The following is a 24,522-nucleotide window of genomic DNA, read 5'->3' on the forward strand; positions in this document are numbered from 1 at the left end:
ATTGCGCACACCCCAGGGGACTGCTCCCATCACATAGGAAACGTCTGTGGAGGGGTGTCGGATGCGTGCATGCCGGGTGGGTCTGGTCGGAGCCGGCGGAGTGGCACAACGTCACGCGCGGGTGCTGACCGGGTTCGACGACGTCGAGCTGGTCGGGGTCACCGACGTCGCGCCGGAGGCGGCGTCCGCGCTGGCCGCACCGCACGGCGCGCGGGCCTGCGCCGACGTCGCCGAACTGCTGGCCACCGGCCCGGACGCGGTGTACGTCTGCGTTCCGCCGTTCGCGCACGGCCCCGCCGAGGAAGCGGTCATCGAGGCCGGGGTGCCGATGTTCGTGGAGAAACCCGTCGCCGTCGACCTGGGCACCGCCGAGCGGATCGCCGACCTGGTCGCCCGCACCGGGCTGCGTACCGCCGTCGGGCACCACTGGCGCTACCTGAGCGTGCTCGACGAGGCCCGCGAACTGCTCGCCGGCCGCCCGGTGCGGATGGTCAGCGGCGCCTGGCTGGACAAGGTGCCCCCGGTGGCGTGGTGGGCGCGGCGGGACCGCTCGGGCGGCCCGGTGGTCGAGCAGGCCGCCCACGTGCTGGACCTGATCCGCGTGCTGGCCGGTGAGGTCACCGAGGTCACCGCGTACGGCAACGGCACTCCGCCGCCGGTCGACGGTGCCGACATCGACTCGGTGACCACCGCCGCGCTGCGCTTCGCCGACGGTGCCGTGGGCACGCTCAGCGCGGCCTGCGTGCTCGGCTGGAAGCACCGCGCCGGCCTGGAGATCCTCGCCGACGGGCTGGCCCTCGCCCTCACCGAGGACGGCCTGTCGATCCGGGACGCCGACGGTGAACGACACATCCCCGCCGACCCGGAAGCCGCCCGGGTGGCGGTGGACCGCGCCTTCATCGACGTCGTACGCGGCATCGGCGACGACGTGCGTGTCCCGTACGCCGAGGCGCTGGCCACCCAACGGCTGGCCCTCGCGGTGGCCGACTCGGCCCGCAGCGGCGCGACCGTGCGGCTCGCCACCGCGACCGGCCCGGCGGTGCTGAGCACGGGGGTGGCCGTCGATGCGTGACAAGGTCGTGGTGGTCACCGGGCCCGGCCGGGTCGAGGTGGTCGAGCAGGACGCCGCGCCGCTGCGCCCCGGCACGTTCCGGGTCGAGACGCTGTTCAGTGGCGTCTCCGCCGGCACCGAGCTGAGCTACGTCAAGGGCACCAATCCCTACCTGAACGTCACCTGGAACGCCGACCTGGGGCTGTTCCAGCCGGGCGCGGCGAGCACGCCGTACCCGGTGACCCGCCTCGGCTACATGCAGGTCGGTCGGGTGGTGGAGAGCGACACCCCGGCCGTCGCGGTGGGCACGGTCGGCGCGATGACGTACGGGCACCGCACCGGCTGGCTGGCCGACCCGGTCGCCGAGCGGTTCGTGGCGCTGCCCGACGACCTGGACCCGCTGCTCGGCGTCTACGTCGCGCACATGGGCCCGATCTGCGCCAACGGTCTGCTGCACGCCGCCGCCGACCTGCACGGCGTCGACGTGCGCGCGCTCGGCGACGGGGTACGCGGCCGACGGGTCGCCGTGGTCGGCGCCGGTGTGGTGGCGCTGCTGACGGCGCTGCTCGCCCGACGCAACGGCGCCGCCTCGGTGGTGGTGCTCGACCCCACCCCGCAACGCCGTGACGTCGCCGAGGCGCTCGGCCTGGAAACCCTCGACCCGGACGTCGACGACCCGGCCGTCGTGCTCAAGACCCGCTGGGCGCACACCGCCGGTGACCGGGGCGCCGACGTGGTGTTCCAGTGCCGGGGGCAGGCGTGGGCGTTGCAGCTCGCCCTGCGGCTGCTACGACCCCAGGGCACCGTCATCGACCTGGCCTTCTACCAGGGCGGCGCGGAGGCGGTCCGGCTCGGTGAGGAGTTCCACCACAACGGGCTGTCGCTGCGCTGCGCGCAGATCGGCCGGGTGCCGCGCGGGCTCGCCCCCACCTGGGACCGCGAGCGGCTCTCCGCCGAGACCGTCGACCTGCTCCGCACGTACGGGGACGTGATCCGCAAGCACCTCGTCTCGGCGGTGGTGCCGTTCGAGGAGGCGCCCACCCTGCTCACCGACCTGGCCGAGCGTCGCCGCCAGGAGCTTCAGGTGGTGCTGTCCGCCTGACCTCGGGCGGAGCGCGCTCGCCGGTCGACGGGGCGGGTTACCGTTCCCGGCATGAGCACCCCGAAGGGCCGGCCCGTCGGTCTGGCCGCGCTGCTGCCGTACCTGCGGGAGCACCGCGGCACCCTGGCCGTGGTGGGTGCGCTGTCGCTGGTCGGCGCGGCAGCGTCGCTGGCGCAGCCGCTGCTCACCCGGTCGGTGCTCGACCGGATCGGCGCCGACCACCCGGTGTCCGACCTGGTGGCGGTGCTGGTGGCGCTCGTGGTGCTCGGCGCGGCGATCGGCGGGCTGCGCGACTACCTCCTGCAACGCACCGCCGAAGGGCTGGTGCTGGGCACCCGGCGATGGCTGGCCGGGCACCTGCTGCGGCTGCCCATCGCCGAGTACGACCGCCGGCGTACCGGCGACCTGCTCTCCCGGGTCGGCTCGGACACCACGCTGCTGCGAGCGGTCGTCACGTCCGGGCTCTTCGAGACGGTCACCGGGGCGGTGATGGTCGTCGGCGCCGCAACGGCGATGGTGCTGCTCGACCCGCTGCTGTTCGGCGTCACCCTGCTCGGGGTGGCGTCGGGGCTGGGCTTCGCGGCCACCTTCGCCCGCCGGGTCCGGGCCCTGGCCCGCACCGCCCAGGAGCGGATCGGCGAGATGACCTCGGCGGTGGAGCGGGCCATCTCCGCCGCCCGGACCATCCGGGCCAGCCGCGCCGAGGCCCGGGAGACCGAGACCGTCACCGGCAGCGCCCGCGAGGCGTACGCGGCGGGGCTGCGGGTGGCCCGGGTGCAGGCGGTGGTCGGGCCGATCGGCTCGGTCACCGTGCAGGGCGCCTTCCTGCTGGTGCTCGGCGTCGGCGGGGCGCGGGTCGCCGCCGGGGCGATCACCGTCGGCGACCTGGTCGCCTTCGTCATGTACCTGTTCTTCCTGGCCCTGCCGCTGGGCCAGGTGCTGCGGGCGTACACCCAGTTGCAGTCCGGCCTGGGCGCCCTGCAGCGGATCGAGGAGATCCTCGCCGTGCCGGCGGAGGATACGGCGGACCAGCCGGCGCCCGCGGGCGCGACGGCGACCCCGCGCGGCCCCACCCCGATGATCGAGTTCGACCGGGTGGGGTTCGGCTACCCGGGCGGGGAACCGGTGCTGCACGACGTCAGCTTCTCGGTGCCCACCGGCACCCGCACCGCGCTGGTCGGCCCCTCGGGCGCCGGCAAGTCGACGCTGCTCGCCCTGGTCGAGCGCTTCTACGAGGTGAGCGCCGGGGCCGTCCGGATCGACGGCAGCGACGTACGGGACCTGCCCCGCGACGCGCTGCGGGCCCGGCTCGGCTACGTCGAGCAGGAGGCCCCCGTGCTGGCCGGCACACTGCGGGAAAACCTGCTGATCACCACCCCCGACGCCACCGACGACCGGTTGCGGGGTGTCCTCGACGAGGTCAACCTGAGCCACCTGGCCGACCGCACCCCGCAGGGCCTGGACGTCCAGGTGGGGGAGGGCGGGGTGCTGCTCTCCGGGGGCGAGCGGCAGCGGCTGGCCATCGCCCGCGCACTGCTCGCCGGCCCACCGGTGCTGCTGCTCGACGAGCCGACCAGCAACCTCGACTCCCGCAACGAGGTCGCCCTGCGCCGCGCCATCGACGCCGTGGCCGTCCGCCGAACGCTGTTGATCGTGGCGCACCGGCTCGCCACCGTGGTCGACGCCGACCAGATCGTCGTCCTCGACGGTGGCCGGGTGGTGGCCGTGGGCACCCACGCCGAGCTGACCGCCACCGACCCGCTCTACCGGGAACTCGCCACCCATCAGCTGCTCGTCGGCTGACTCCGGCGCGTCGGGACCAACTTGCCGGCGGCCGGGCCGCGCACGCCGCCCGGAATCGCGTACCGTTGCCGCTCATGGGTGTGTCGCAACGGTTCAAGAGCAAGTTCCGGCGGTTCCTCCAGCGCCCCGGCTCGACCGTGGATCTTGCTCCGCTGGAGAAGCTGCTGCCGGCGATCGAGGCGCGGGCCGATGAGCTCGCCGCCCTCGACGACGCCGAGTTGACCGAGGCCGCGGGTGCCGCCGTCGGCTACGAGGAGATCTGCGCCATCGGCCGCGAGGCCGCCCGCCGTGGGCTCGACCAACGGCCGTACGACGTGCAGCTGCTCGGCGCCATGTCGCTGCTCTCGGGCAAGGTCGCCGAGATGGCCACCGGTGAGGGCAAGACACTGACAGCCACGATCGCCGCGTACGGGCACGTCCGGCTCGGCAACGGGCCGGTGCACGTGCTCACCATCAACGACTACCTGGCCCGCCGCGACGCGCAGTGGATGGAGCCGGTGTACACCCTGCTCGGCCTCACCGTCGGCTGGGTCAACGAGGCCTCCACCCCGCAGGAGCGGCGCGACGCGTACGCCTGCGACGTCACCTACGTCTCGGTCAGCGAGGCGGGCTTCGACTACCTGCGCGACCAGCTGGTCACCGACGTCGACGAGCGGGTGCAGCCCACGCTGTCCACCGCGATCGTTGACGAGGCCGACTCCATCATGATCGACGAGGCCCGGGTGCCAATGGTCCTGGCCGGCGCGGTGCCGGGCGAGCAGGACCCGGTGCACGCCGCCGCCGCGCTCGTCCGCGGTCTGCGCAAGGGCAAGCACTACACGGTCGCCGAGGACGGGCGGAGCGTGGCGTTCACCGCCGCCGGCCTGGCCGCCATCGAGGCCAAGCTCGGCATCGACCTGTACGACGAGGAGCACGTCGTGCAGCTCTCGGCGGTCCACGTGGCGCTGCACGCGCAGGTGCTGCTCAACCGGGACGTGGACTACATCGTCCGGGACGGCTCGGTCGAGCTGGTCGACGAGATGCGTGGCCGGGTGGCCCAGCGCCGCCGCTGGCCGGACGGGCTCCAGGCGGCGGTCGAGGCCAAGGAGGGCCTCGACGCCACCGCCGAGGGTGAGGTGCTGGGCACCATCGCCGTGCAGGCGTACATCGCGCTCTACCCGAAGGTCTGCGGGATGACCGCCACGGCGGTGCTGGTCGGCGACCAGTTGCGGGAGTTCTTCGACCTCGAGGTCGCGGTGATCCCGCCGAACACCCCGTGCATCCGCGAGGACGAACCGGACCGGATCTACGCCACCCGGGCGGAGAAGGACGAGGCGCTGATCGACGAGATCCAGCGCTGGCACGCCAAGGGGCGGCCGATGCTGATCGGCACGCTGGACGTCAAGGAGTCCGAGAGCCTGGCCGCCGGGCTGAACGCGGCCGGGGTGCCCTGCGTCGTGCTGAACGCCAAGAACGACGACGAGGAAGCGGCGATCATCGCCGAGGCCGGCGCGTACGGCGCGGTGACCGTCTCCACCCAGATGGCCGGCCGAGGCGTCGACATCCGGCTCGGCGGCAGCGACCAGAGCGACCGGGAGCGGGTCGCCGAGCTTGGCGGCCTCTACGTGATCGGCAGTGGCCGGCACGACAGCCGCCGGGTGGACGACCAGCTGCGCGGTCGGGCCGGCCGGCAGGGCGACCCGGGCGGCTCGGTCTTCCTGGTCAGCCTGGAGGACGACCTGGTCGTCCGGCACGCCGCCGACGCGGTGCCGCCGTCGCCGCGGATGAACGCCGACGGCCTGGTGACCGACGAGCAGGTCGACTACGCGGTGGAGCACGCCCAGCGGGTCGCCGAGGGCGTCAACCACGAGATCCACCGCAACACCTGGCGCTACAGCGTGGTGATAGAGCAGCAGCGCAAGGCCCTCGCCGCACGGCGGGAGCGGCTGCTGACCAGCGACGTGGCTGCGGTGATGCTGCTGGAGAAGGAGCCCGAGAAGGCCGGCGAGATGGACGAGGACCTGCTCGCCCGCGCGGCCCGGTCGATCGCGCTCTACCACCTGGACCGGCTCTGGGCCGAGCACCTGGCCGAGCTGTCGGAGGTCCGCGAGGGCGTGCACCTGCGGGCGCTGGGCCGGCTCGACCCGCTGGACGAGTTCCACCGGGCGGCGGTGCCCGCGTTCAACGACCTGATCCCCGAGATCGAGGCCCGCACCATCGCCACCTTCAACGAGACCGAATTCGATGAGGACTGGCAGCCGGACGACGGCACCCTGGTCCGGCCCACCGCGACCTGGACGTACCTGGTGCACGACAACCCGTTCGGCTCCGAGCTGGACCGGTTGATCGCGTCCATCGGGCGGCGGCTCAGCGGCGCCTCGCGCTGACGCGTGCAGTCGGGCCCCTGTTGCGCGTCCGTGTGCGGCAGGGGCCCTGATTTGCGCCGTTTCGACCCAGTGTTCGCAGGGTAGTAGGGCTGGTCGGTCAAGTCGGGAGAGAGCAGACGATGACACAGGTGACGATGCCCGATGGGCAGACGCGAGGGTGCACGGAGGCTGCGGACCGGTGAACCTCGACACGCGGGAACCGGTGCTACAGAACCTCGGCGTCCTGGAAACCGCCGCGCTGCTGCGCGAGCTGACCGCCGGCCTGATCGCGCTGACCGATTTCGATGAGGCGCTGCTCGCGCTGGTCCGGGTCACCCGGGACGCCGTGGCCGGGGTGCGCTGGTGCGGGTTCACCGCCCTTCGCGCCGGCGAACCGGCTGGCGTGGCCGCCTCCGACGAGCAGGTGGCCGAGCTGGACGACCTGCGACACGGGCCGGACTCGCCGGCGATGAGCGCGATCCGACGCCGCGAGATGATCCTCGCCGTCGACCTGACCGGTGAGCCGCGCTGGCCGGTCTGGACGGCGCGCGCCCGCGACCTCGGCGTACGCGGGGTGATCTCCGCGCCCGTCGACATCGACGACCAGGTGATCGGGGCGATCAACCTCTACGCCGGTGCGCCGGACCTGCTCACCCCGCAACACCAGCTGACCGCGATGCTGCTCGCCGAACACGCCGGCCTGCTGCTGGCCGCCGTCCGCGACCGAGGTCGACAAACCGCTCTCGCCGGGGAACGGGACGCCTCGCTGCTGCACGACGGGGTGGTGGGCCAGGCCGTCGGCGTGATCATGACGCAGCGCGGGTGCCCACCGGTCGAGGCCCTGGAAGTGCTGCGGGCCGCCGCGTCGTCGTTGGACATCCCGCTGCGCGAGGTGGCCGAGCGACTGGTCCGGACGGTCTCCCGCCAGCGCGACACCTGACCGTCTGACCGCCCGGCCGTCTGACCGCCCGCCTGACCGTCTGACCGCCTGACCGTCTGACCGCCCGGCCGTCTGACCGCCCGGCCGTCTGGCGTGGGCCCGTCTGGGCGTGGGCGCCGTTTGATCGACTCCAGGTCGCCGATGTGGGGGTATCCGGGCGCTGGAATACCGCCACGTCGCCGATACGGAGTCGATCGAGCCTCCGCTTGGCGCGTGCCCGTTTGATCGACTCCAGGTCGCCGATGTGGGGCTATCCGGGCGCGGGGACACCCCCACCTCGCCGACATGGAGTCGATCACCTGCTGTTCCTGGGGTCTGGGGCGGTTGGGTGCCCGTTCTCCCGGTCGGCGGCGAGTCGGGCGGCGTCGTTTCGTCCGGACCACACTCGGGTAGCACTCTGGTCTCTGTGCGGTGTGTCGACCCGGGGGAGGACCGATGCAGAGTCGCCTGCGGGTGCAGGGGCACCCAATCCAACCGATGCTGGTGACGTTCCCGCTCGGGCTCTTCGTCAGCGCCACCGTCTTCGATCTCATCGACGTCCTCGGCGGGCCGGCCTTCCTGGGCGAGGTCGGCTACTGGACGGGCGTCGCCGCCCTCGTCGCCGCCGCGCTGACCGCCGTGGCCGGAATGGTCGACCTGTGGGACGTGCCAGGTGACCGCACCCGCCGTACGGCGATCGCGTTCAACCTGGTCAACACGGTGATGGCCGCCATGTTCCTGCTCACCTGCCTGGTCCGGTCACAGTCCCCGCAACGCGGCGCGTCAGCCGCGATCCTGATCACCGAGCTGGTAGCGCTGGCCGTCGGCGGGGTCGGCGTGCACCTCGGCGCCCGGCTGATGCACGAGTTCGACACCGGCCGCGCCGAGGCCGGCACCCTCGACGCGCTCGCCGGCTCCACCATCGAGATCGTCCGCCCGCGCCCCTGATCCGACCGGGCCTGGGGTGCAGGGTCAGCCCCGGTTGAACTGGCCGGTCTACCATCCGCGGATGACTTCGCCCCTGGACACGCTTCCGAAGATCGGTGCGCCGGCGACGCGCGCCCTGCACGGCGCCGGTTACACCACACTGCGCCAACTCGCCGGCGTCCCCCGGTCGGACCTGGCGAAACTGCACGGCATGGGGCCGAAGGCCCTCGGCATCCTCCAGGCCGCCCTCGAACAGCACAACCTGGGACTCGGCTGAGACTGCCGCTGCCCACAAAAGGCGCGCACGCTCGCCGACGCCGCCGGACCACCGGCCCTCCCGAGCCTTGGGAGTTAACCGGGCCGGTCCGCTTGGCCTGGCTGCTTGGCCTGGCTGCTTGGCTTGGCCGCTTGGCTTGGCTTCTTAGCGGTGCTCCGTCCGCGGCAGGGCTGCACCGCCTCGGCGCTCCGCGGCTCGGCCCCGGTCCGCTTCGGGCCTGGTCTGCGGCGGCCCGGGTCAGCGGCGGGCCCGGGTCTGCGGCGGCTCGGGTCAGCGGCGGGCCCGGGTCTGCGGCGGCTCGGGTCAGCGGCGGGCCCGGGTCTGCGGCGGCCCGGGTCAGCGGCGGGCCCGGGTCTGCGGCGGTCCGCTTCGGCCCGGCGGCAAATGAGTTGCCGGCCGTGCGGCCGGCCGGCGAGGCTGACCGCCATGAACGCTGAGCGTGTGGCCGAGGACCTGATCGCGGACGCGGCCGCCGCACCGGTCGACGGTTGGGGGTTCGGCTGGCTGGCTGGCCGGGCCACCGAGGAACGCCCGCCCTGGGGTTACGCCCGGTTGGTCGCCGATCGGATGGCGCGCGTCGACGCGGCACTGGACGTGGACACCGGCGGCGGGGAGGTGCTCGCCGAGGTGCCGCGCCCGCCGAGGCTGTTGACGGCCACCGAGGCTTGGCCGCCGAACGTCGAGGTCGCCCGGCGGACCCTGCGCCGGGTGGGCGCGACGGTGGTGGCGGTCGCCCCGGACGGCCCGCTGCCGTTCCGCGACTCGTCCTTCGACCTGGTGGTCAGCCGGCATCCGGTGCGTACCGACTGGACGCAGACGGCCCGGGTGCTGCGGCCCGGTGGGACGTTCCTGTCGCAGCAGATCGGTGCGGGCACCATGCGGGAGCTGAGTGAGGCGATCCTCGGGCCACTGCCGGCGCCGACCCAGCGGCACCCCGAGCACGCGGTAGCCGCCGCCGAAGCCGCTGGCCTGCGGGTGGTCGACCTGCGCCACGCCACCCTGCGCGCGGAGTTCTCCGACATCGGGGCGGTGGTCTGGTTCCTGCGCAAGGTGATCTGGACGGTGCCCGGGTTCACGGTCGACCGCTATCGCGAACAACTGCGCGACCTGCACCGCCAGATCACCGACGAGGGCCCCTTCGTGGCCCACGCCCAACGGTTCCTCATCGAGGCCACCCGCCCCTGACTTCGGAGCGAGCGTCGATCATGGAGTTGTGGTGCCGCGCGGAAGTCGCGGATCGAGGCAAGCCGCCCACCACGACTTCATGATCGACCGCGCAGCGGGGTTGGGTGGGTGGTCAGTGGGGGTGGGTCTGGTGGTGGGTCGCCAGGATGTCGGAACCGAAATCGCTCGCGGGGCGGCGCAGCACGGTGTGCGCGTGGTTGCCGTCCGCGGTCGTGTTGTCGTACTCGATCAGCAGGTCGTCGCCCTGCACCCGGTAGTAGTGCCGCTGCCCGGGGTGGGTGGGGCCGGCCCAGGCGAAGTGCAGTTGGCCGGCGTCCAGCCGGGTCGCCTCCCGGATGGCCAGCTCGGGCGGCAGCCGGTCCAGGTAGAGCGCGACCACCTGGTCGAGCAACGCGCGGCCGGTCGGCCCCAACCGATCCGCCGGCACGCCGAGGGGTTCCAGCGGTCCGTCGACCCGCCCGCGGGTGGCGCTGATGATGTCTCCCGGCGCCTCGTCGGCGATGATCGCGGCGGCCCGCTCGGCCGGCCCCAACGCGTCGAGCAGGGCCCGGGCCAGGTCCTCCTCGACACCGAGGGGGCGGGAGACCGGACGGCCGGCGTACCGGACCGCGGCCGGGTTGGCACCGAAGAAGATCGGCGCGGGGGACACCTGGTCGTCCACCACGGTCATGTTCACCGACAGGTGGTGTCCTTCGAGCCGCCACGCCCAGCGGTCGTCGCGCGCCGGATCGCCGAAGACGGCCACCCAGTAGTCGCCGCTGTGCCGCCCACGGTGCCAGCCCTCGGCCCGATCGAGGACCTCCTCCAGCGCGATGATCGCCATCGCCTGCGCGTACGCCGAGGGGCTGAGCGCGGTGGCCAGCAGCCGGTGGGCGGCCTTGCGGCCGGCGACGTCCAACTCGGCGAGGCAGACGCCGGGGCGAGGTCGGGGCCGGTACTCCAGCCAACGCCGGGTTGCTTCGTCGTCGAACGGGTGCACGGCGCTGTCGCGGGTGGCGGGGTCGAGCGCGGCCAGCAGCGTGGTGCTGGCGGCGCGCATCTGCTCGGGCAGGGGATCTTCCACCGACCCTGTATACCGGCAGATCCGCGCCGGTGTCAGCCGGCGCGCAGCAGCTCCGCCATTTCCGCCAGGTCGAAGAACTGGGCGGTCTCGAGTGCCGACGGGTTGCCGTGGGCCGGGTCGGCCCCGGCGGCGAGGAGCGCGCGGACCGCCTCGGTGCTGCTGCGGAACACCGCGGCGGCCAGCGCGGTCTGACCCCGGTCGTTGGCCCGCGAGTGGTCGGCGCACCGACTGAGCAGGGCGACCACCGTGTCCGGGTGAGAGTGGTAGGCGGCCAGGATCAGCAGCGTGTCGCCCTTGTCGTTGGTGAGGTTGACCGGCAGGCCGGCGTCGAGTTGCGCGGCCAACTCCGCTGTGGAGCCGGCCCGGGCCAGGTCGAACATCCGGTGCGCGAATGCCAGCGTCTCGGCGTCGAGGTCGTCGGTCACCGGTCCAGGCTAGTCGCACCGGCCCTGATAGGTTGCTCGGCCGGTGCGCTGGGGAGGGTCCGATGGGTGAGACGGTGTACGTGGGCAACGCGGGTGTCGACGGTGCCACCAACGCCGGCTGGCTGCTCGGGCACTTCGCGCCGCCGGGGGAGATCCGGCACAGCACCGACGTCGAGGTGAAGTGGGGCGTGCATCCGCCTGGGCAGGCCCGGTCGCGGTGGGCGACCGGGGAACGGCGAACCACTCTGCTCGTACTCGTCGAGGGGTGTTTTCGGGTGGAGCTTCCGGACCGGACGGTACGGCTGGCCGCGCCGGGCGACTACGTGGTGTGGGCCCGCGGGGTGGACCACTCCTGGTTCGCCGAGCGCGCGTCGGTGGTGCTGACAGTGCGGTGGCCGTCCCTGCCCGGCTACCGGGTGGACCCTCCGGTCCTGCACTGATCGGCTTTCCTCGCCAGCGGCCGACGGTGACTGCCGGTCACCTCCGTGGGGCTGGATGCGGTAGTGACCGGTATACCTGAGAGTCATATTCATACCTCTGAGGTATACCGCTCAACAGCACATCGACGTGGCGGGCAGCCAAAGCGGATGACGAGCGCCCTTCGCTGCGACCCCAGCCCCGTCGTGAGTTAGGACCTGCTCGTCTAGGAGCCGAGGTACTGCAGGATCGCGAGGATGCGGCGGCTGTAGCCGGTGGCGTGGGTGAGGTCGAGCTTGTCGAAGATGGTGTTGACGTGTTTCTCGACCGCGCTCTGCGAGACGTGCAGGCGCTCGGCGATGGCGGCGTTGGTGTGCCCCTGAGCCATGTGGTGCAGCACGTCGCGTTCCCGTGGGGTGAGACGGTTGAGCGGGTCGGTGTGGCTGGTCGCGGAGATGAGCTGCCGGACGACCTCGGGGTCGAGGGCGGTGGAGCCGGCGGCGACGCGGTCGAGCGCGTCGAGGAAGTCCTCGACCTGGGCAACCCGGTCCTTCAGGACGTAGCCGACGCCTTCGGACCGGTCGGCGAGGAGTTTCGCGGCGTAGCGCTTCTCGACGTACTGGGAGAGGACGAGCACGGCGATGTCGGGCCAGCGGCGTCGGATCTCCAGCGCGGCCCGTAGCCCGTCGTCGGTGTTGGTGGGCGGCATGCGGACGTCGGTGACGACGACGTCGGGGCGGTGCTGCTCGACGGCGGTGACGAGCTGGTCGGCGTCCGCGACGGCGGCGACCACCTGGTGTCCCTCGTCGGCGAGGAGGCGGGCCAGCCCTTCGCGGAGCAGGGTGGAATCTTCGGCAAGGACTATGCGCATGGCAGCACCGCCCGGATCGTCGTCGGGCCGCCGGGTGGGCTGTGCAGGTCGAACTGCCCGTCCAGCGCGGTGACCCGGCGGGCGAGCCCCTGTAGGCCGCTGCCGTGCGGGTCGGCGCCGCCGGTGCCGTCGTCGCGTACGCGCATCTCGATTCTCGCGTCCCGTTTCTCGATCTCGATGGTGATCAGGGTGGCTCGGGCGTGTTTGGTGGTGTTGGTGATCGCTTCGCAGGCCACGAAGTAGAGCACGGTCTCGATCGGTCGGGCGGGCCGGACCGGCACGTCATAGCTGATCTGGACAGGGGTGGCGGATCGTTGTGCCACCATCGCCAGCACTTCGTCCAGGGTGGTGTGGTCGAGCGCGGACGGGTAGACCCGCCAGGCCACGTCCCGCAGCTCGTCGATGGCGCGTTGAACGTCCTCATGCGCCTGTACGAGAAGCGCGCCCGCCTTGTCCGGGTCGCGGCTACGGCGCGCGCGCCCCAGCAGCATGCCGAGCGCGACGAGGCGTTGCTGTAGCCCGTCGTGGAGGTCGCGTTCGATGCGCTGGCGTTCGGCGTCGACCGCGGTGAGGACGCGGGCCCGGCTGACGGTCAGTTCGCTGATCCGTTGGTGCAGCGCCGCCCGGGTGTGGGATTCGAGCAGGCCGCGGGCCAGCCACCGGTCCAGCGTGGCGACGCTGGCGATCGCTTGCAGGTTCACCAGCAGCAGGGCCGCCCCGATGAGCCCCTGCAGCAGGAAGCCGGCCGCGGTCATGGTGCCCGCGACGAAGGAGCGCACCACGATGGCGGCGAGTACGGCACCGACCACGAGCAGGCCGGCGGTGAGCAAACCGAGCGCCGCCGGCAGGAGACGGGCGGCGAGGTAGCCGAGCACGCGCGGTCCACTCGCCCGGACCGGGGGAGGGGGTGGCTGCGAGGCGCTGACAGCCAGGCGGTGCTGCTCCCACTCGGCAATGCGTCTGGCGTACCGGATGGTGGTGGTGCCGATGCGGCGGCGGGCCGCCGGCGCCGGCGAGACCACGACCACGACGAGCCCGGCGAGGAGCAGGAACAGCACCTCGGCCACCGCGGTGAGGACGCCCAGCACCACGCCCGCCGTCGGGCCGGCCACGGCGGCGATCCACGATCGCCGACCGTGCGCCGCGCGCTCTGCCATCAGGCCGTCCCTCCGTAGCTCGTGTCGTCTCGGGTCGAATGGCGGCCGGTCACGAGTACCGCGTGCCCGGCCGCCACCCCACCTGACTACCGGTCGACGACCGCCATGATGACCTGTGTGTCGGCGTCACCGTCGCGGGGTGTGACCGCGGTCCCAGGGCGGCGGGTGCGGAATCGGGGGGCCCACCAGTTCGCTTCGCCGAGCAGCCGCATGAGGGACGGCAGGACGACCGCGCGGATGATGGTGGCGTCGATCAGGATCGCGGCGGCGAGCCCCACGCCGAGTTGTTTGAACTCGACGACCGACAGCGTGGCGAAGACGCAGAAGACGGCGACCATGATGATCGCGGCGCTGCTGACCGTGGACGCCGACGAGACGATGCCCTGCTCGATCGCCTGCCGGGTGGGTACGCCGCCCTGGACCGCCTCGCGGATGCGGCTCACGACGAACACGTGGTAGTCCATCGAGAGCCCGAAGAGGATGACGAACAGCATCAGCGGCAGCCAGGACACGACCGCGCCGTTGGAGGTGAACCCGAGCACGCCTTCGGCCCAGGTGTGCTGGAACACCAGCACCAGCAGCCCGTACGAGGCGGCCACGGAGATCGTGTTGAGCAGGATCGAGGTCAGCGCCACCACCACCGACCGGAACGTGACCAGCATGATCAGGAACGTCATGGCGAGCACGAACGCGACAACCAGCGGCAGTGCCGCCGCCATCCGGTCGCGGAAGTCGGCGTCGCTGGCGGTACGTCCGGCGACCGCCCACTCTGTGTCGGCGACGGTGCCGACGGTCTGGGGCAGCAACTCGCCGCGCAGCCGTCGCAGCGACTGCGTCGCCGCGCCGCTGTCCGTGGCGCCCGAGACGTGGACGCTGGCCAGGAAGACGGTTCGGTCGGCGGACCTGCGTACGGTCGGGGGACGGTCCTGAGCGAAGCGGCTGTCGCCCGTGATCCGCCTGGAAAGCTCGGTGAGTTCCCGCTCCACCGCCGGACCGCCGGCGGCGTTGGTGCGGACCGCGACGACGTGGCTGGTGCCCAGGTCGTTGCTCGGGAACGCCTGCGCCAGGCGGTCGACGGTGCGCAGGATCGGAATCGAGCGGGGCAGGTCGGTGGAGGTCGGCTTCTTGAGGTTCATGTCCAGCGCCGGGACGGCGACGATGACCAGTGCTCCGACGGAGATCACGAGGGTCACCAGCGGCGCGCGTAGCGCTGGTCGCAGGGCCGCTGCCCAGAAGCGGCTCCGCTGCGCCCGGTGGATTCGCCGACCGAGGAAGGGCACCCGTGGCCGGTCCACCCAGCGCCCGAGGGTGACCAGGATCGCGGGCAGCACGGTGAGGGAGCCGACCACCGCGACGCCGACCACCAGGAGCGAGCCAATCGCCATCGAGCTGAACGTGTTGTCGCCGACCAGGAACAGGCTGGCCATGGCGACCAGGACGGCGACGCCGGAGACCAGTACCGCGTGCCCCGAGGTGGCGGCCGCGATCTCGACCGCGCTGCGATGGTCATGCCCGCGTGCTCGTTCCTCCCGCTCGCGGCGTAGGTAGAACAGCGAGTAGTCGACGCCGACCGCCATGCCGATCAGCAGGATGATGCTGCTGACCAGCTCTCCGGCCGGGAAGATGTGTGAGGCGAACTGTGCCAGCCCCATCGCACCGGCCACTGCTGACAACGCCAGCACGACGGGCACTCCGGCGGCGATCAACGCGCCGAAGCTGAACAGCAGGATCAGCAGCGCCACCGGCACGCTGATCAGCTCCGCCCGGACGAAATCCGCCGCCAGCGTCTCGGTCAGCGCCTTCCCCAGGGATGCCGACCCGACCTGTTCCACCCACAGGTCGGGGTACCGCTGCTGCGCCTGCGTGGTGGCCTCCAGCCGCGGTCCAACGCGTGCGTCGGCGTCGTTCGCCGAACCGGTCATCTCCACCTCGACCAGCACCGCGTCGCGATCGGGGGAGGTGACCGGGTCGGCGACCTTCGCCACCTCGGGCAGGACGCGCATCCGCGCGGACAGGTCGATCGCCACGGCCTGCGCACGTTGGAGATCGAGATCGCCCGCCCGCGCCGTGATCAGAATGCTCTCCGCTGCCGGGGTGTCAGGAAACGCGCCGGCCTGTTCGATGCGGTCCGCGCGGGCCAGCTCCCCGTGCAGGCTGTTCTGCGGGGTGGCCTGCACCGTGCCGACCAGGCTGCCACCGACCACGCTGGCCACCACGAAGCACAGCCAGGCCGTGATCGCCAGCCAGGGATGGTTGGCGCTCCACCGGCCGATCCGGGCGGCGAACGGCGCGCGGCCCATGCTGATGACTTTCTGGATCATGCCGACGACGCTATGGACTCACCGCGGTCCGGACCATGAGGTCGACCGCCGTCCTCCGCAGGCCGACCACAGCAGCCCGGGTGTGGAAAACCGCACCCCACGCGGTTGCCGGAAAGGCAGCCCGTGTCCCAACAGGCGGAATTACCTACTAAACCTATAGGGTTTGCCGTCTAGAGTACGGGGGCACCCCGCCGAACGACCCGCGAGGAACCGCCATGATCCAGTCCGACCTGCTCACCGTCGCCGCTCGATGGGTCGACCCGGCCTGCTGGCCGGTCACGCTGCGCTTCGACCCCGCCGAGCGCTGGTACGCCCGCCTCGCCAGCGGCGACGACCACGAGGTGTGGGCCCTGAGCTGGCTGCCCGGGCAGGGCACCGACCTGCACGACCACGGCGGCTCCGCCGGGGCGTTCCGAGTCGTCGCCGGCGCGCTCACCGAGGAGACGATCGCCGGCGGTCGGCTACGCCCACGGCTGCTGCCCGCCGGCGCCGGTCGCCGCTTCGGCCCCCGGCACGTGCACCAGGTGACCAACCAGGGCGCGACACCGGCGGTCAGCGTGCACGTCTACCGTCCGGCGCTGCTGCGGATGACCCGCTACCACCTCGTGGACGGGCGGCTGCGAATCGCCGAGGTCGCCGAAGCCGGCCGGTCCTGGTGAGCACGGCGAGCAACGACCCACCCCCTGTCACCGGAAGGAACCGAGAATGCAGGTAACCGCCGAGCACCGTCCAGCCCCCGTGCCGCCGCCGGGTTCCCGGGGCATCGACGAGATCCTGGCCGCCGCGCGCGCCCAGCTCCACCGATTGGACCCGGAACGGGCGCACCTGGCGTGCCGTGCCGGCGCACTGCTTGTCGACATCCGGCCGGCCGCGCAGCGGGCCGCGCACGGGGTGGTGCCGGGCTCGCTCGCGATCGAGCGCAACGTGCTGGAGTGGCGCTTCGACCCCCGCTGTCCGGCCCGACTGCCGCAGGCGGTCGACTACGACGTACCGGTGATCATCCTCTGTCAGGAGGGCTACACCTCGTCGCTGGCCGCCGCCGCCCTGCAGGACGTCGGCCTGCACCGGGCCACCGACGTGATCGGCGGGTTCGCCGCCTGGCGGATCGCCGGCCTCCCGGCCCTCGGCCCCACCCCACTGCACCGCGCCCCCCCTCTCGCGCCCCCGGTCAACACCGGGTGGGCACGCCGCTGACCGTCACGCCCCACCGGGCGTGGCGGGCGTACCGCCACTCAGGAGGCACCATGTCCGTCGTCGCCATTCCCACCCGCCGTCACCCGGGGGTACGCCCACCCCGCCCGCGCACCGGTCCGACCCTGACCATCACCCTCGACCTCGTCCCGGGGCCACTGAGCCCGCGGCTGGCCCGGCTGGTGCAGTTGCTCGGCGAGCTGGCCGAGTCGGGGGAGGGGCAGCTGCGGACCGTCGGGGACGTCGCGCCGGGGCCGCGACCGGCCCCGAGCCTGGCCGTCGGCGAGCCGTCCGCCGACGCGGACCAGGTCCACATCCTGGCCGGCTCGCGGATCGTCCGCCGGGGCGACCGGGTCGTCGCGCTGACCCGCATCGAGTACGAGTTGCTGCTGTTCCTGGCCGAGCGGCCGCGTCGCGTCTTCACGCGCCTGCAGTTGTTGTCCAGCGTCTGGGGTTACGAGCACGCGGTGGCCCGGACGGTGGACGTGCACGTCCGTCGGCTGCGCGCCAAACTGGCCGGCTCGGAGGTGGTCACCACCGTCTACGGGGTCGGGTACCGACTGGCCGACGAGGCGCGGATCAGCGTGGACCACAGCCGCTGACCCCTGGCCCGGAGATCGTGCGAACGCCCAGGTGAACCGGACGGGGACCCCCGTATCGGGGCATCTCGAGGGCTCTGCTGTAATCATCAGACCTCGTACGCAGAGCGAGCATCCGGCTCCGATGCGTTCGTCAATTGTCACATTCCTGCAACGCGGCCGCCTCTTGACCCTCGCCCGAGCGCCGGGAAACATCGATGAAGCGGCGTCCCGGGCCGTGGGGAGATACCCGGACCAGCCCAAGGAGGACCATGTCGGTCAGCCCCGCCTCGTCGCGCGCCGGATGGCATACGTCCCAACCTTCGGTGCCCGGTCGACCTCCCGGCGGTCAGCGTCGCCCGGCGAACACCGCCGCGCCCATGCTCACCGTGACGCTGTCCATCCCGCTGGCCTGTGAGGAGTCGCTGACCCCGGCGGCACGTCGACTGCTGGAGGCCGCGCGCGAGATGCTCGAGCGAGGTGAGGGCGTGATCATCGGGGCCGTGCCGGCCGACCGCCGCCCCGACCAGGTGCCGACCCACCGGTCGCCGACCCGCGCGCTCAGCCCGACCATCCCGGCCCTGCACATCCTCGCCTCGTCCCGCTCGGTGCTGCGCGACGACGAGCCGCTGCCGCTGACCCGGCTGGAATTCGACCTGCTGCTGCACCTGGTCGCCCATCCGCGCCGCGTGTTCACCCGGCTGCAACTGCTCAACGCCGTCTGGGGCTACGAGCACGCCGGCGTACGCACCGTCGACGTGCACGTGCGTCGGCTGCGCGGCAAGGTCGGTGTCGACGTACCCCTGGTCACCACCGTCTACGGCGTGGGCTACCGGCTGGCCGACGATGCCCGGGTCACCATCGACCGCACCGGCTGACCGGCGTCACCGACCCCACCGGGCACCGGGCAGGATGGTCCGGTGCGTATCCGCCCCATCTCGCCCGACCTGCTCGTCGACGAGCTGACCGCCCGGCTGGCCGACGCGGCGATCCGCGCCGCCGCCGGGCCCGCGCGGCTGCGGGTGGCCGTAGACGGCGCTCCAGCGGCAGGCGTCGACAGTCTGGCCGCCGCGCTCGTCGACCCGTTGCGTGCCCGGGGCCGCCCGGTGCTGCACATCCGCGCCACCGACTTCCTCCGCCCCGCGTCGCTGCGCTTCGAGCTGGGCCGCACCAATCCGGACTCCTACTACGAGAACTGGGTCGACGAGGCCGGGCTGCGTCGGGAGGTGCTCGACCCGGCCGGCCCGGGCGGCACCGGACGGCTGCTCCCGTCGCTCTGGGACGCCGACGCCGATCGGGCCAGCCGCGCCCGTTACGTCGACCTGCCACCCGGGGGCGTCGTCCTGGTCAGCGGTTCGTTGCTGCTCGGCGGTGGCCTTCCCTTCGACGTCACCGTCCACCTGGAGATGACCCCGGCGGCGCTGCGTCGGCGTACCGAACCGGACCAGAAATGGGCGCTGCCGGCCTTCGACCGGTACGCCGAGGAGGTCGTCCCGGCGAGCTTCGCCGACGTGGTGGTGCGGGCCGACGACCCCCGCCGCCCCGCGCTCGTGGAGCCCGACGGCGACGACTGACAATCGCCGAAAACTCGCCGGTTTGTGCGGCTGATCCGGCGGGTACTCGCCCGGCTCACAGAGCGCGGGTGGTCGCCCGCGCACCCACTGCGACCGTGACCGGGGCCTGACGCCGCCGGAACCCGGTTCACCTTGAGCCTCAGGCCCAGGAAAGGCAGGCAGCGATGGTCGCCCACGACACGGTCGGTACGACCCGTCCTCAGACGGAGATCGACCAGATCAAGCTCTCCCTCCAGTCGCACTACGACGAGCTGACCGCCGAGTACGACCAGGCCGTGCTGCAGAGCCAGGTGCTGCGCCTCGTGGAGGTCGGTGACACCGCTGGCGACGACCAGGCCGACAGCGGCACCAAGACGGCCGAGCGGGACACCGCGCAGTCCCTGTTGCGCACCATCCTCGACCGCCGTGCCCAGTACGAGCACGCCCTCGCCCGACTCGACGAGGGCACCTACGGCTGGTGCGAGGGCTGCGCGGCGGCGATCCCGGTGGAGCGGCTGGAGATCTTCCCGTCCGCCACCACCTGCGTGACGTGCAAGCAGACCCGCGAACGGCGGGCGGCCTGAGCGACGCCAGCGGTTGCCGGCCGGTCCGCGACGCGATGGACTTCACCCATGGGTGACATCCTGGTGGGCACCGCGTCCTGGACCGACCGCACACTGCTGGACTCGGGATGGTATCCGCAGACTGCGGACACCCCGGAGAAACGGCTGGCCTACTACGCCCGGCAGTTCCCGCTGGTCGAGGTGGACGCGACGTATTATTCGCCGCCCGCCGAGGCGACCGCGAGGCTGTGGGCCGAGCGCACCCCCGCCGGCTTCACCTTCAACATCAAGGCGTTCAGCCTGCTGACCGGGCATCCCACCCGGGTCAGCGCCCTCTACAAGGACCTTCGCCCAGAGACCGACAAGAAGAACGTCTACCCCGACGACCTGCCCGCGCAGGCGTACGAGGAGGTGTGGACGCGTTTCCTGTCCGCGCTGGACCCGCTGGTCGAGGCGGGCAAGCTGGGCGCGCTGCTGTTCCAGTTCCCGCCCTGGTTCACCATCAAGCGGGCCAACAAGCAGTACCTGCTGGAGGTGGCGAAGCGCTGCGCGCCGCTGCGCGCGGTCTACGAGTTCCGGCACGCCTCCTGGTTCGACGGCGACAACGCCGAGGAGACCCTGGGCTTCCTCCGCGAGCACGAACTGCCGTACGTCTGCGTGGACATGCCGCAGGGCCACCGCTCGTCGCTGCCCCCGGTGCTGGCCGCCACCGCGGACCTCGCGGTGATGCGCTTCCACGGTCACAGCGACAAGTGGACCAGCAAGGACATCCACGAGAAGTTCGGCTACCACTACTCCAAGCGGGAGTTGGCCGACTGGGCGCCGAAGCTGCGGGAGCTGGCCGACGAGGCAGGCCAGACCCACGTGCTCATGAACAACTGCTACCGCGACTACGCGCAGACCAACGCCACCACCCTCGCAGGTCTGCTCGCCGTCGACTGACTTCACCCGATCCGGGTGGGGCCGGATCACCCGACCCGCCGGCAGGGTGGACGCGGTGGGTACGGCCGCCCGAGGGTGGCCGACGCCGGAGACGACACGGAGGTGGGGGATGACGGTTCGAGTGGTGACGGATCGACGGCGTGGTGCCGTCCTGCACGTGGTCGGCACGGCCGACAACGCCCGGAGTGCCCCGCAGGGCAGCCCGGTGCGGGCCCGACGCGGCCCGGTGGGGCCGCCGCGCCGCACCGACGACCGACGGTGGGACAGCACGGAACGGGGGTCGACCGATGGCTGACGCGATGATCTCAGCGTTCGAGTCCTCGCTGGACAAGACGAACCTCATTCTCAAGGACATCGAGAACGCCTACGGCTGGCCGAAGGATCGGCGCAACCAGTCGTACGCGGCCCTGCGCACGGTGCTGCACCTGCTGCGCGACCGGCTGCCGGTGGACGAGAGCGTGGAGTTCGCCCAGCAGTTGCCGGTGCTGGTCCGGGGGATCTACTTCGACGGCTGGGTTCCGTCCGACGTGCCGGTCAAGCTCAACCGGGACGACTTCCTGTACGAGGTCCGTCAGGGCTTCCCGTATGACGCGGAGGGCGGCCCGGAGCGGGTGACGCAGGTGGTGCTGGACACCCTGCGCCGCCACGTCACCCAGGGCGAGTGGCAGGACGTGAAGGACACCATGCCGGCCGACCTGGCCACGATGATGCCGTGACGGCCTGACGCCCCGAGCCCGCCCGACGACCTGTCGGGCGGGCTCAGCCGCCGGACGTGTCCGCCTCGGCGGCGGTCGGCACCCGCGACACCGGCTGCCCAGCCGCACCGACCAACGCCGCGAACGCGATGGCGTCCACGATCGCGGCGCCGCCCGGATCATTGTTGAAGTAGACGTACGCCGGTTCGTCCGCGCCGAAGGCGTCGGTCAGCCGGCCCACCCAGGACGTGAGGGCGGCGCGGCCGTAGCGGGGCCAGGGGCGGGCGCGGCCCTCGTGCAGCCGCAGGTACCCGAAGTCGGTGGTGCGCCAGCGTGGGGCGACCGGGCGTCCCAACCGGTCGGCCCAGACCAGCGCCGCCCGACGCCGTTCCAGCACCGCCCGGGTGGCGTCGGTCCACCAGGAGGGGTGCCGGGGCTCGACCGCGACCCGCACCTCCGCCGGAAACAATCGCAGGGTCGCGTCGAGCGCCTCGACGTCCGCGCGCAGGTTCGGTGGCAGTTGCAGCAGCACCGGACCGAGCCGGTCACCGAGTGCGGTGGCGCGGCCGAGGAACCGGGCCACCGGCTCGGCCGGATCACGCAGCCGCTTGATGTGGGTGAGATAGCGGCTCATCTTCACCGCCACACAGAAATCGGCCGGAGTCCGTGCCCGCCAGGCGGCGAAGGTGTCCCGCTCCGGCAGTCGGTAGAAGGCGTTGTTGACCTCGACCGTGGCGAACCCGGCCGCGAAGTGCTCCAGCCAGAGTCGCTGCGGCAGCTGCTGCGGGTAGAAGCGGCCTCGCCAGTCCCGGTACTGCCAACCGGACGTGCCCACCAGGATCACCACCCCATCCTGGCACTCTGCGCCGCCGCTCGCGAACCGCCCGTGTCGTTCCGGTTCGGCGTCTACGGTGAGGGTTAGAGAAGATCGCGCGTGGGGTACCACCCGCACCACGACGGAGCCCGGCGCACGGCGGGGCGGCACACCCGAGGGAGTACCGATGGCACTCAACGACGACGACATGCAGACCACGGGCGGCGGCGGTCTGGAGGGTCCGGCCGACGGTGGCGCGACGCCGGGTCACCAGGACGGTGGCGCTGACGGTGGCGCGGAGGGCCCGGCCGACGGTGGCGCGACGCCCGGTCACCAGGACGGTGGCGCTGACGGTGGCGCGGAGGGCCCGGCCGACGGCGGCGCGACGCCCGGTCACCAGGACGGTGGCGCTGACGGTGGCGCGGAAGGTCCCGCCGACGGCGGTGCGACGCCGGGTCAGCAGGACGGTGGCGCCGACGGCAGCGCACGGTAGCGGCACACCATGACACACCTCGACCCGCCGGGCGGCCACGGCCGCCCGGCGGTTTCGTCCGCCCACGCCACCGCCGCCCTGGCGCGCTGTGTCTCGGTCGAACCGGCCAAGTTCGCCGCCGCGCACTGGGGACACACTCCGCTGCTGTCCCGCGCGGCCGAGCTGCCCGACCCGTCCGGCTTCACCGACCTGCTCAGCCCCGCCGACGCCGACGAACTGTTGAGCCGGCGCGGTCTGCGTACCCCTTTCCTGCGCGTCGCCAGGGACGGCCAGTTGGTGCCCGCGGCGCGCTGGACCGGCGGCGGCGGCGCCGGCGCCGAGATCGGCGACCAGGTGCTCGACGAGCGGGTCCTGGAGCAGTACGCCGCCGGCGCCACGCTGGTGTTGCAGGGTCTACACCGGATCTGGCCACCGCTCGTCGACTTCGCCCGCGACCTGGGCCTCGCGCTCAACCAACCGTTGCAGATCAACGCCTACCTCACGCCGGCCGGCAGCCAGGGATTCGCCACCCACTACGACACGCACGACGTGTTCGTCCTGCAGGTCGACGGCCGTAAGCACTGGCGGATCCACCCGCCGGTGCTGCCCGATCCGTTGGAGAAGCAGCCGTGGGGTGGCCGCGCCGACGAGGTCGGCGCCACCGCACAGGGCCCGGCCGCCCTGGACGTGGTGCTCGCCCCCGGCGACGCCCTCTATCTGCCCCGGGGCTGGCTGCACAGCGCGCAGGCGCAGGACGCGAGTTCGCTGCACCTGACCGTGGGCATCCGTGCCCTTACCCGGTACGCCCTGGTCGAGGAGCTGCTCACGCTGGCCGCCGAGGACCAGCGGCTGCGGGCCAGCCTGCCGTTCGGCACCGACGTGGCCGACCCGGACGCCATCGAGCCGGAGCTGACCGAGACGGTGGAGGCGTTGCGGGACTGGCTGCTGCGCGCCGACCCGAGCGCGGTCGCCGCGCGACTGCGGCAACGCGCGTGGCCGGCTGCCCGCCCGGCACCCATCCGGCCGCTCGCCCAGGCGGAGGCGCTGGCCGCGGTGGACGCCGACTCCCGGGTCACCCTGCGCTCGGGCCTGCGCTGGCAACTCGTGCCGCACGGCTCGGACACGGTGGCGCTTCGGCTGTTCGACCGCACCATCACCCTGCCCGCGGACTGCGAGCCGGCGGTCCGCGCCGTGCTCAGCGGCACGGTCACCCGGGTCGGTGACCTGCCGGGGCTGCCCGACGACGCCGACCGAATCACCCTGGCCCGTCGACTGCTCCGCGAGGCCGTCCTGGTCCCGGCCTGACCTAGCCGATCGGGGCCGCGAGCAGCTCGATCCGGAGCGTGTTGGTGACCTCGTCGGTCAGCTCACCCTCCGCGCCGACCGAGATCGTGCCCTGGTCGGTGACACCGAAGACGAGTTCCACGGTGCTGGCCTTCAACACCAGCGGGTCATCACCCCCGGCGCCGGCGGCGACCACCGCGCGGATCGTGGTGATCGCGTCGACGAGGGTCGCCTCGACCGCGCCGTGGCGCAGCTCGTGCCGATCGTGGAGATCCTCGGCGACGAGGGTGATGTCGATCGTGTGGGTCTTCTGTCGGGAGTGGCTGCCGCCCACCTTGACCTTCCAGCCGATCACCGGGACCCGGAAGTCCACGCCACCGCCGAGCTTCGTGGTCACGACCGCGCTCAGGATCAGCTGAACCGAGCCGACCCGCAGGTCCCGGCCCTTGTCGGTCGTGGAGATGCCGGCCTGCTTCACCGCGTCCTTCACCGCCGACACCAGTTCCTCGACCGGCACGCTGTAGTCGACCACGTCCATGCCGCACCAACCTCTTCTGCGCGAGTTGA

General features: G+C 72.5%; 27 protein-coding genes. 20 read left to right on the forward strand and 7 right to left on the reverse strand.

The features are described 5' to 3' along the window. The first annotated feature begins 61 nt into the window (after positions 1-61). The 8 genes from C7C45_RS20100 to C7C45_RS20135 all read left to right on the forward strand — a co-directional run bounded on the left by C7C45_RS20100 (position 62) and on the right by C7C45_RS20135 (position 9,609). On the forward strand, positions 62-1,072 hold the full coding sequence (locus C7C45_RS20100; RefSeq protein WP_110565229.1) for a Gfo/Idh/MocA family protein: 1,011 nt from the start codon (positions 62-64) through the stop codon (positions 1,070-1,072). Further along, on the forward strand, positions 1,065-2,153 hold the full coding sequence (locus C7C45_RS20105) for a zinc-dependent alcohol dehydrogenase (protein ID WP_110565230.1): 1,089 nt from the start codon (positions 1,065-1,067) through the stop codon (positions 2,151-2,153). Before C7C45_RS20100 ends, C7C45_RS20105 begins: the two co-directional genes overlap by 8 nt. Positions 2,154-2,204: 51 nt before the next feature. Continuing rightward, positions 2,205-3,956, forward strand: a complete 1,752-nt coding sequence (locus C7C45_RS20110) for an ABC transporter ATP-binding protein (RefSeq protein WP_110565231.1) — start codon at positions 2,205-2,207, stop codon at positions 3,954-3,956. 74 nt (positions 3,957-4,030) lie between these two features. Beyond that, on the forward strand, positions 4,031-6,322 hold the full coding sequence (gene secA2, locus C7C45_RS20115) for an accessory Sec system translocase SecA2 (RefSeq protein WP_110565232.1): 2,292 nt from the start codon (positions 4,031-4,033) through the stop codon (positions 6,320-6,322). A gap of 178 nt (positions 6,323-6,500) precedes the next feature. Continuing rightward, on the forward strand, positions 6,501-7,241 hold the full coding sequence (locus tag C7C45_RS20120) for a GAF and ANTAR domain-containing protein (RefSeq protein WP_110565268.1): 741 nt from the start codon (positions 6,501-6,503) through the stop codon (positions 7,239-7,241). 435 nt (positions 7,242-7,676) lie between these two features. Then, a complete protein-coding gene (locus tag C7C45_RS20125; RefSeq protein WP_110565233.1) occupies positions 7,677-8,168 on the forward strand; it encodes a DUF2231 domain-containing protein in 492 nt (163 codons plus the stop codon). A gap of 61 nt (positions 8,169-8,229) precedes the next feature. Further along, positions 8,230-8,424 (forward strand): helix-hairpin-helix domain-containing protein, encoded by a 195-nt coding sequence (locus tag C7C45_RS20130; RefSeq protein WP_110565269.1) that lies wholly within the window; start codon positions 8,230-8,232, stop codon positions 8,422-8,424. Positions 8,425-8,850: 426 nt separating this feature from the next. Further along, positions 8,851-9,609 (forward strand): class I SAM-dependent methyltransferase, encoded by a 759-nt coding sequence (locus C7C45_RS20135; RefSeq protein ID WP_110565234.1) that lies wholly within the window; start codon positions 8,851-8,853, stop codon positions 9,607-9,609. A 112-nt stretch (positions 9,610-9,721) separates the two neighbouring features. On the opposite strand, the gene C7C45_RS20140 is transcribed toward C7C45_RS20135, so the two are convergent. After that, complete coding sequence (locus C7C45_RS20140; RefSeq protein ID WP_110565235.1) at positions 9,722-10,672, reverse strand: DUF3500 domain-containing protein; 951 nt, start codon at positions 10,670-10,672, stop codon at positions 9,722-9,724. Positions 10,673-10,704: 32 nt separating this feature from the next. Further along, positions 10,705-11,097: an ankyrin repeat domain-containing protein gene (locus C7C45_RS20145; RefSeq protein WP_110565236.1), complete on the reverse strand. Its 393-nt coding sequence runs from the start codon at positions 11,095-11,097 to the stop codon at positions 10,705-10,707. A 62-nt stretch (positions 11,098-11,159) separates the two neighbouring features. Between C7C45_RS20145 and C7C45_RS20150 the strand changes: the two genes are divergently transcribed. Further along, on the forward strand, positions 11,160-11,537 hold the full coding sequence (locus tag C7C45_RS20150; protein ID WP_110565237.1) for a signal peptidase I: 378 nt from the start codon (positions 11,160-11,162) through the stop codon (positions 11,535-11,537). A 203-nt stretch (positions 11,538-11,740) separates the two neighbouring features. Here C7C45_RS20150 and C7C45_RS20155 read toward each other — a convergent pair whose 3' ends face one another. The 3 genes from C7C45_RS20155 to C7C45_RS20165 form a co-directional block, all read right to left on the reverse strand. Next, positions 11,741-12,385 carry a response regulator gene (locus C7C45_RS20155; RefSeq protein WP_110565238.1) on the reverse strand — a complete coding sequence of 215 codons (645 nt, stop codon included), beginning with the start codon at positions 12,383-12,385 and terminating at the stop codon, positions 11,741-11,743. Next, the gene (locus C7C45_RS20160) at positions 12,376-13,542 is read right to left on the reverse strand and encodes a sensor histidine kinase (protein WP_110565239.1); all 1,167 of its coding nucleotides are present in this window, start codon (positions 13,540-13,542) and stop codon (positions 12,376-12,378) included. Before C7C45_RS20160 ends, C7C45_RS20155 begins: the two co-directional genes overlap by 10 nt. An 86-nt stretch (positions 13,543-13,628) precedes the next feature. Next, positions 13,629-15,863, reverse strand: coding sequence for an MMPL family transporter (locus tag C7C45_RS20165; protein WP_244200466.1), 2,235 nt, complete (start codon positions 15,861-15,863; stop codon positions 13,629-13,631). 215 nt (positions 15,864-16,078) lie between these two features. Between C7C45_RS20165 and C7C45_RS20170 the strand changes: the two genes are divergently transcribed. From C7C45_RS20170 to C7C45_RS20210, 9 genes are all read left to right on the forward strand, one after another. After that, the gene (locus C7C45_RS20170) at positions 16,079-16,522 is read left to right on the forward strand and encodes a cysteine dioxygenase (protein ID WP_110565240.1); all 444 of its coding nucleotides are present in this window, start codon (positions 16,079-16,081) and stop codon (positions 16,520-16,522) included. Between the two features lie 46 nt (positions 16,523-16,568). Further along, positions 16,569-17,057: a rhodanese-like domain-containing protein gene (locus C7C45_RS20175; RefSeq protein WP_110565241.1), complete on the forward strand. Its 489-nt coding sequence runs from the start codon at positions 16,569-16,571 to the stop codon at positions 17,055-17,057. Positions 17,058-17,107: 50 nt separating this feature from the next. Beyond that, positions 17,108-17,656 (forward strand): winged helix-turn-helix domain-containing protein, encoded by a 549-nt coding sequence (locus C7C45_RS20180; RefSeq protein WP_110565271.1) that lies wholly within the window; start codon positions 17,108-17,110, stop codon positions 17,654-17,656. Between the two features lie 248 nt (positions 17,657-17,904). Continuing rightward, positions 17,905-18,510 carry a winged helix-turn-helix domain-containing protein gene (locus C7C45_RS20185; RefSeq protein WP_110565242.1) on the forward strand — a complete coding sequence of 202 codons (606 nt, stop codon included), beginning with the start codon at positions 17,905-17,907 and terminating at the stop codon, positions 18,508-18,510. Between the two features lie 42 nt (positions 18,511-18,552). Then, positions 18,553-19,206, forward strand: a complete 654-nt coding sequence (locus C7C45_RS20190) for a nucleoside/nucleotide kinase family protein (protein WP_110565243.1) — start codon at positions 18,553-18,555, stop codon at positions 19,204-19,206. Positions 19,207-19,370: 164 nt separating this feature from the next. After that, positions 19,371-19,769, forward strand: a complete 399-nt coding sequence (locus tag C7C45_RS20195; RefSeq protein ID WP_110565244.1) for a TraR/DksA family transcriptional regulator — start codon at positions 19,371-19,373, stop codon at positions 19,767-19,769. A 48-nt stretch (positions 19,770-19,817) separates the two neighbouring features. Next, on the forward strand, positions 19,818-20,690 hold the full coding sequence (locus C7C45_RS20200) for a DUF72 domain-containing protein (RefSeq protein ID WP_110565245.1): 873 nt from the start codon (positions 19,818-19,820) through the stop codon (positions 20,688-20,690). 109 nt (positions 20,691-20,799) lie between these two features. Continuing rightward, positions 20,800-20,985: a hypothetical protein gene (locus C7C45_RS20205; RefSeq protein WP_110565246.1), complete on the forward strand. Its 186-nt coding sequence runs from the start codon at positions 20,800-20,802 to the stop codon at positions 20,983-20,985. Continuing rightward, positions 20,978-21,406, forward strand: coding sequence for a DUF2267 domain-containing protein (locus tag C7C45_RS20210; protein WP_110565247.1), 429 nt, complete (start codon positions 20,978-20,980; stop codon positions 21,404-21,406). The genes C7C45_RS20205 and C7C45_RS20210 overlap by 8 nt, the downstream gene beginning before the upstream one ends. A gap of 43 nt (positions 21,407-21,449) precedes the next feature. Here the strand turns inward: C7C45_RS20210 and C7C45_RS20215 are convergent, their stop codons facing one another. Then, positions 21,450-22,229, reverse strand: coding sequence for a DUF72 domain-containing protein (locus C7C45_RS20215; RefSeq protein ID WP_110565272.1), 780 nt, complete (start codon positions 22,227-22,229; stop codon positions 21,450-21,452). 157 nt (positions 22,230-22,386) lie between these two features. Between C7C45_RS20215 and C7C45_RS20220 the strand changes: the two genes are divergently transcribed. Continuing rightward, a complete protein-coding gene (locus C7C45_RS20220) occupies positions 22,387-22,692 on the forward strand; it encodes a hypothetical protein (protein ID WP_007459745.1) in 306 nt (101 codons plus the stop codon). 9 nt (positions 22,693-22,701) lie between these two features. Then, positions 22,702-23,976: a cupin domain-containing protein gene (locus C7C45_RS20225; protein WP_110565248.1), complete on the forward strand. Its 1,275-nt coding sequence runs from the start codon at positions 22,702-22,704 to the stop codon at positions 23,974-23,976. A 1-nt stretch (position 23,977) separates the two neighbouring features. Here C7C45_RS20225 and C7C45_RS20230 read toward each other — a convergent pair whose 3' ends face one another. Then, positions 23,978-24,493: a trypco2 family protein gene (locus C7C45_RS20230; protein ID WP_110565249.1), complete on the reverse strand. Its 516-nt coding sequence runs from the start codon at positions 24,491-24,493 to the stop codon at positions 23,978-23,980. Positions 24,494-24,522 lie beyond the last annotated feature (29 nt).

The organism is Micromonospora arborensis (genome assembly GCF_003205615.1).
GTDB lineage: Bacteria > Actinomycetota > Actinomycetes > Mycobacteriales > Micromonosporaceae > Micromonospora > Micromonospora arborensis.

Coding starts and splice junctions, on each gene's coding strand:
- C7C45_RS20100 (WP_110565229.1), top strand. CDS start 62: ATGCGTGCATGCCGGGTGGGTCTGGTCGGAGCCGGCGGAGTGGCACAA.
- C7C45_RS20105 (WP_110565230.1), top strand. CDS start 1,065: ATGCGTGACAAGGTCGTGGTGGTCACCGGGCCCGGCCGGGTCGAGGTG.
- C7C45_RS20110 (WP_110565231.1), top strand. CDS start 2,205: ATGAGCACCCCGAAGGGCCGGCCCGTCGGTCTGGCCGCGCTGCTGCCG.
- secA2 (WP_110565232.1), top strand. CDS start 4,031: ATGGGTGTGTCGCAACGGTTCAAGAGCAAGTTCCGGCGGTTCCTCCAG.
- C7C45_RS20125 (WP_110565233.1), top strand. CDS start 7,677: ATGCAGAGTCGCCTGCGGGTGCAGGGGCACCCAATCCAACCGATGCTG.
- C7C45_RS20130 (WP_110565269.1), top strand. CDS start 8,230: ATGACTTCGCCCCTGGACACGCTTCCGAAGATCGGTGCGCCGGCGACG.
- C7C45_RS20135 (WP_110565234.1), top strand. CDS start 8,851: ATGAACGCTGAGCGTGTGGCCGAGGACCTGATCGCGGACGCGGCCGCC.
- C7C45_RS20150 (WP_110565237.1), top strand. CDS start 11,160: ATGGGTGAGACGGTGTACGTGGGCAACGCGGGTGTCGACGGTGCCACC.
- C7C45_RS20155 (WP_110565238.1), bottom strand. CDS start 12,385: ATGCGCATAGTCCTTGCCGAAGATTCCACCCTGCTCCGCGAAGGGCTG.
- C7C45_RS20160 (WP_110565239.1), bottom strand. CDS start 13,542: ATGGCAGAGCGCGCGGCGCACGGTCGGCGATCGTGGATCGCCGCCGTG.
- C7C45_RS20165 (WP_244200466.1), bottom strand. CDS start 15,863: ATGATCCAGAAAGTCATCAGCATGGGCCGCGCGCCGTTCGCCGCCCGG.
- C7C45_RS20170 (WP_110565240.1), top strand. CDS start 16,079: ATGATCCAGTCCGACCTGCTCACCGTCGCCGCTCGATGGGTCGACCCG.
- C7C45_RS20175 (WP_110565241.1), top strand. CDS start 16,569: ATGCAGGTAACCGCCGAGCACCGTCCAGCCCCCGTGCCGCCGCCGGGT.
- C7C45_RS20180 (WP_110565271.1), top strand. CDS start 17,108: ATGTCCGTCGTCGCCATTCCCACCCGCCGTCACCCGGGGGTACGCCCA.
- C7C45_RS20185 (WP_110565242.1), top strand. CDS start 17,905: ATGTCGGTCAGCCCCGCCTCGTCGCGCGCCGGATGGCATACGTCCCAA.
- C7C45_RS20195 (WP_110565244.1), top strand. CDS start 19,371: ATGGTCGCCCACGACACGGTCGGTACGACCCGTCCTCAGACGGAGATC.
- C7C45_RS20200 (WP_110565245.1), top strand. CDS start 19,818: ATGGGTGACATCCTGGTGGGCACCGCGTCCTGGACCGACCGCACACTG.
- C7C45_RS20205 (WP_110565246.1), top strand. CDS start 20,800: ATGACGGTTCGAGTGGTGACGGATCGACGGCGTGGTGCCGTCCTGCAC.
- C7C45_RS20210 (WP_110565247.1), top strand. CDS start 20,978: ATGGCTGACGCGATGATCTCAGCGTTCGAGTCCTCGCTGGACAAGACG.
- C7C45_RS20220 (WP_007459745.1), top strand. CDS start 22,387: ATGGCACTCAACGACGACGACATGCAGACCACGGGCGGCGGCGGTCTG.
- C7C45_RS20225 (WP_110565248.1), top strand. CDS start 22,702: ATGACACACCTCGACCCGCCGGGCGGCCACGGCCGCCCGGCGGTTTCG.
- C7C45_RS20230 (WP_110565249.1), bottom strand. CDS start 24,493: ATGGACGTGGTCGACTACAGCGTGCCGGTCGAGGAACTGGTGTCGGCG.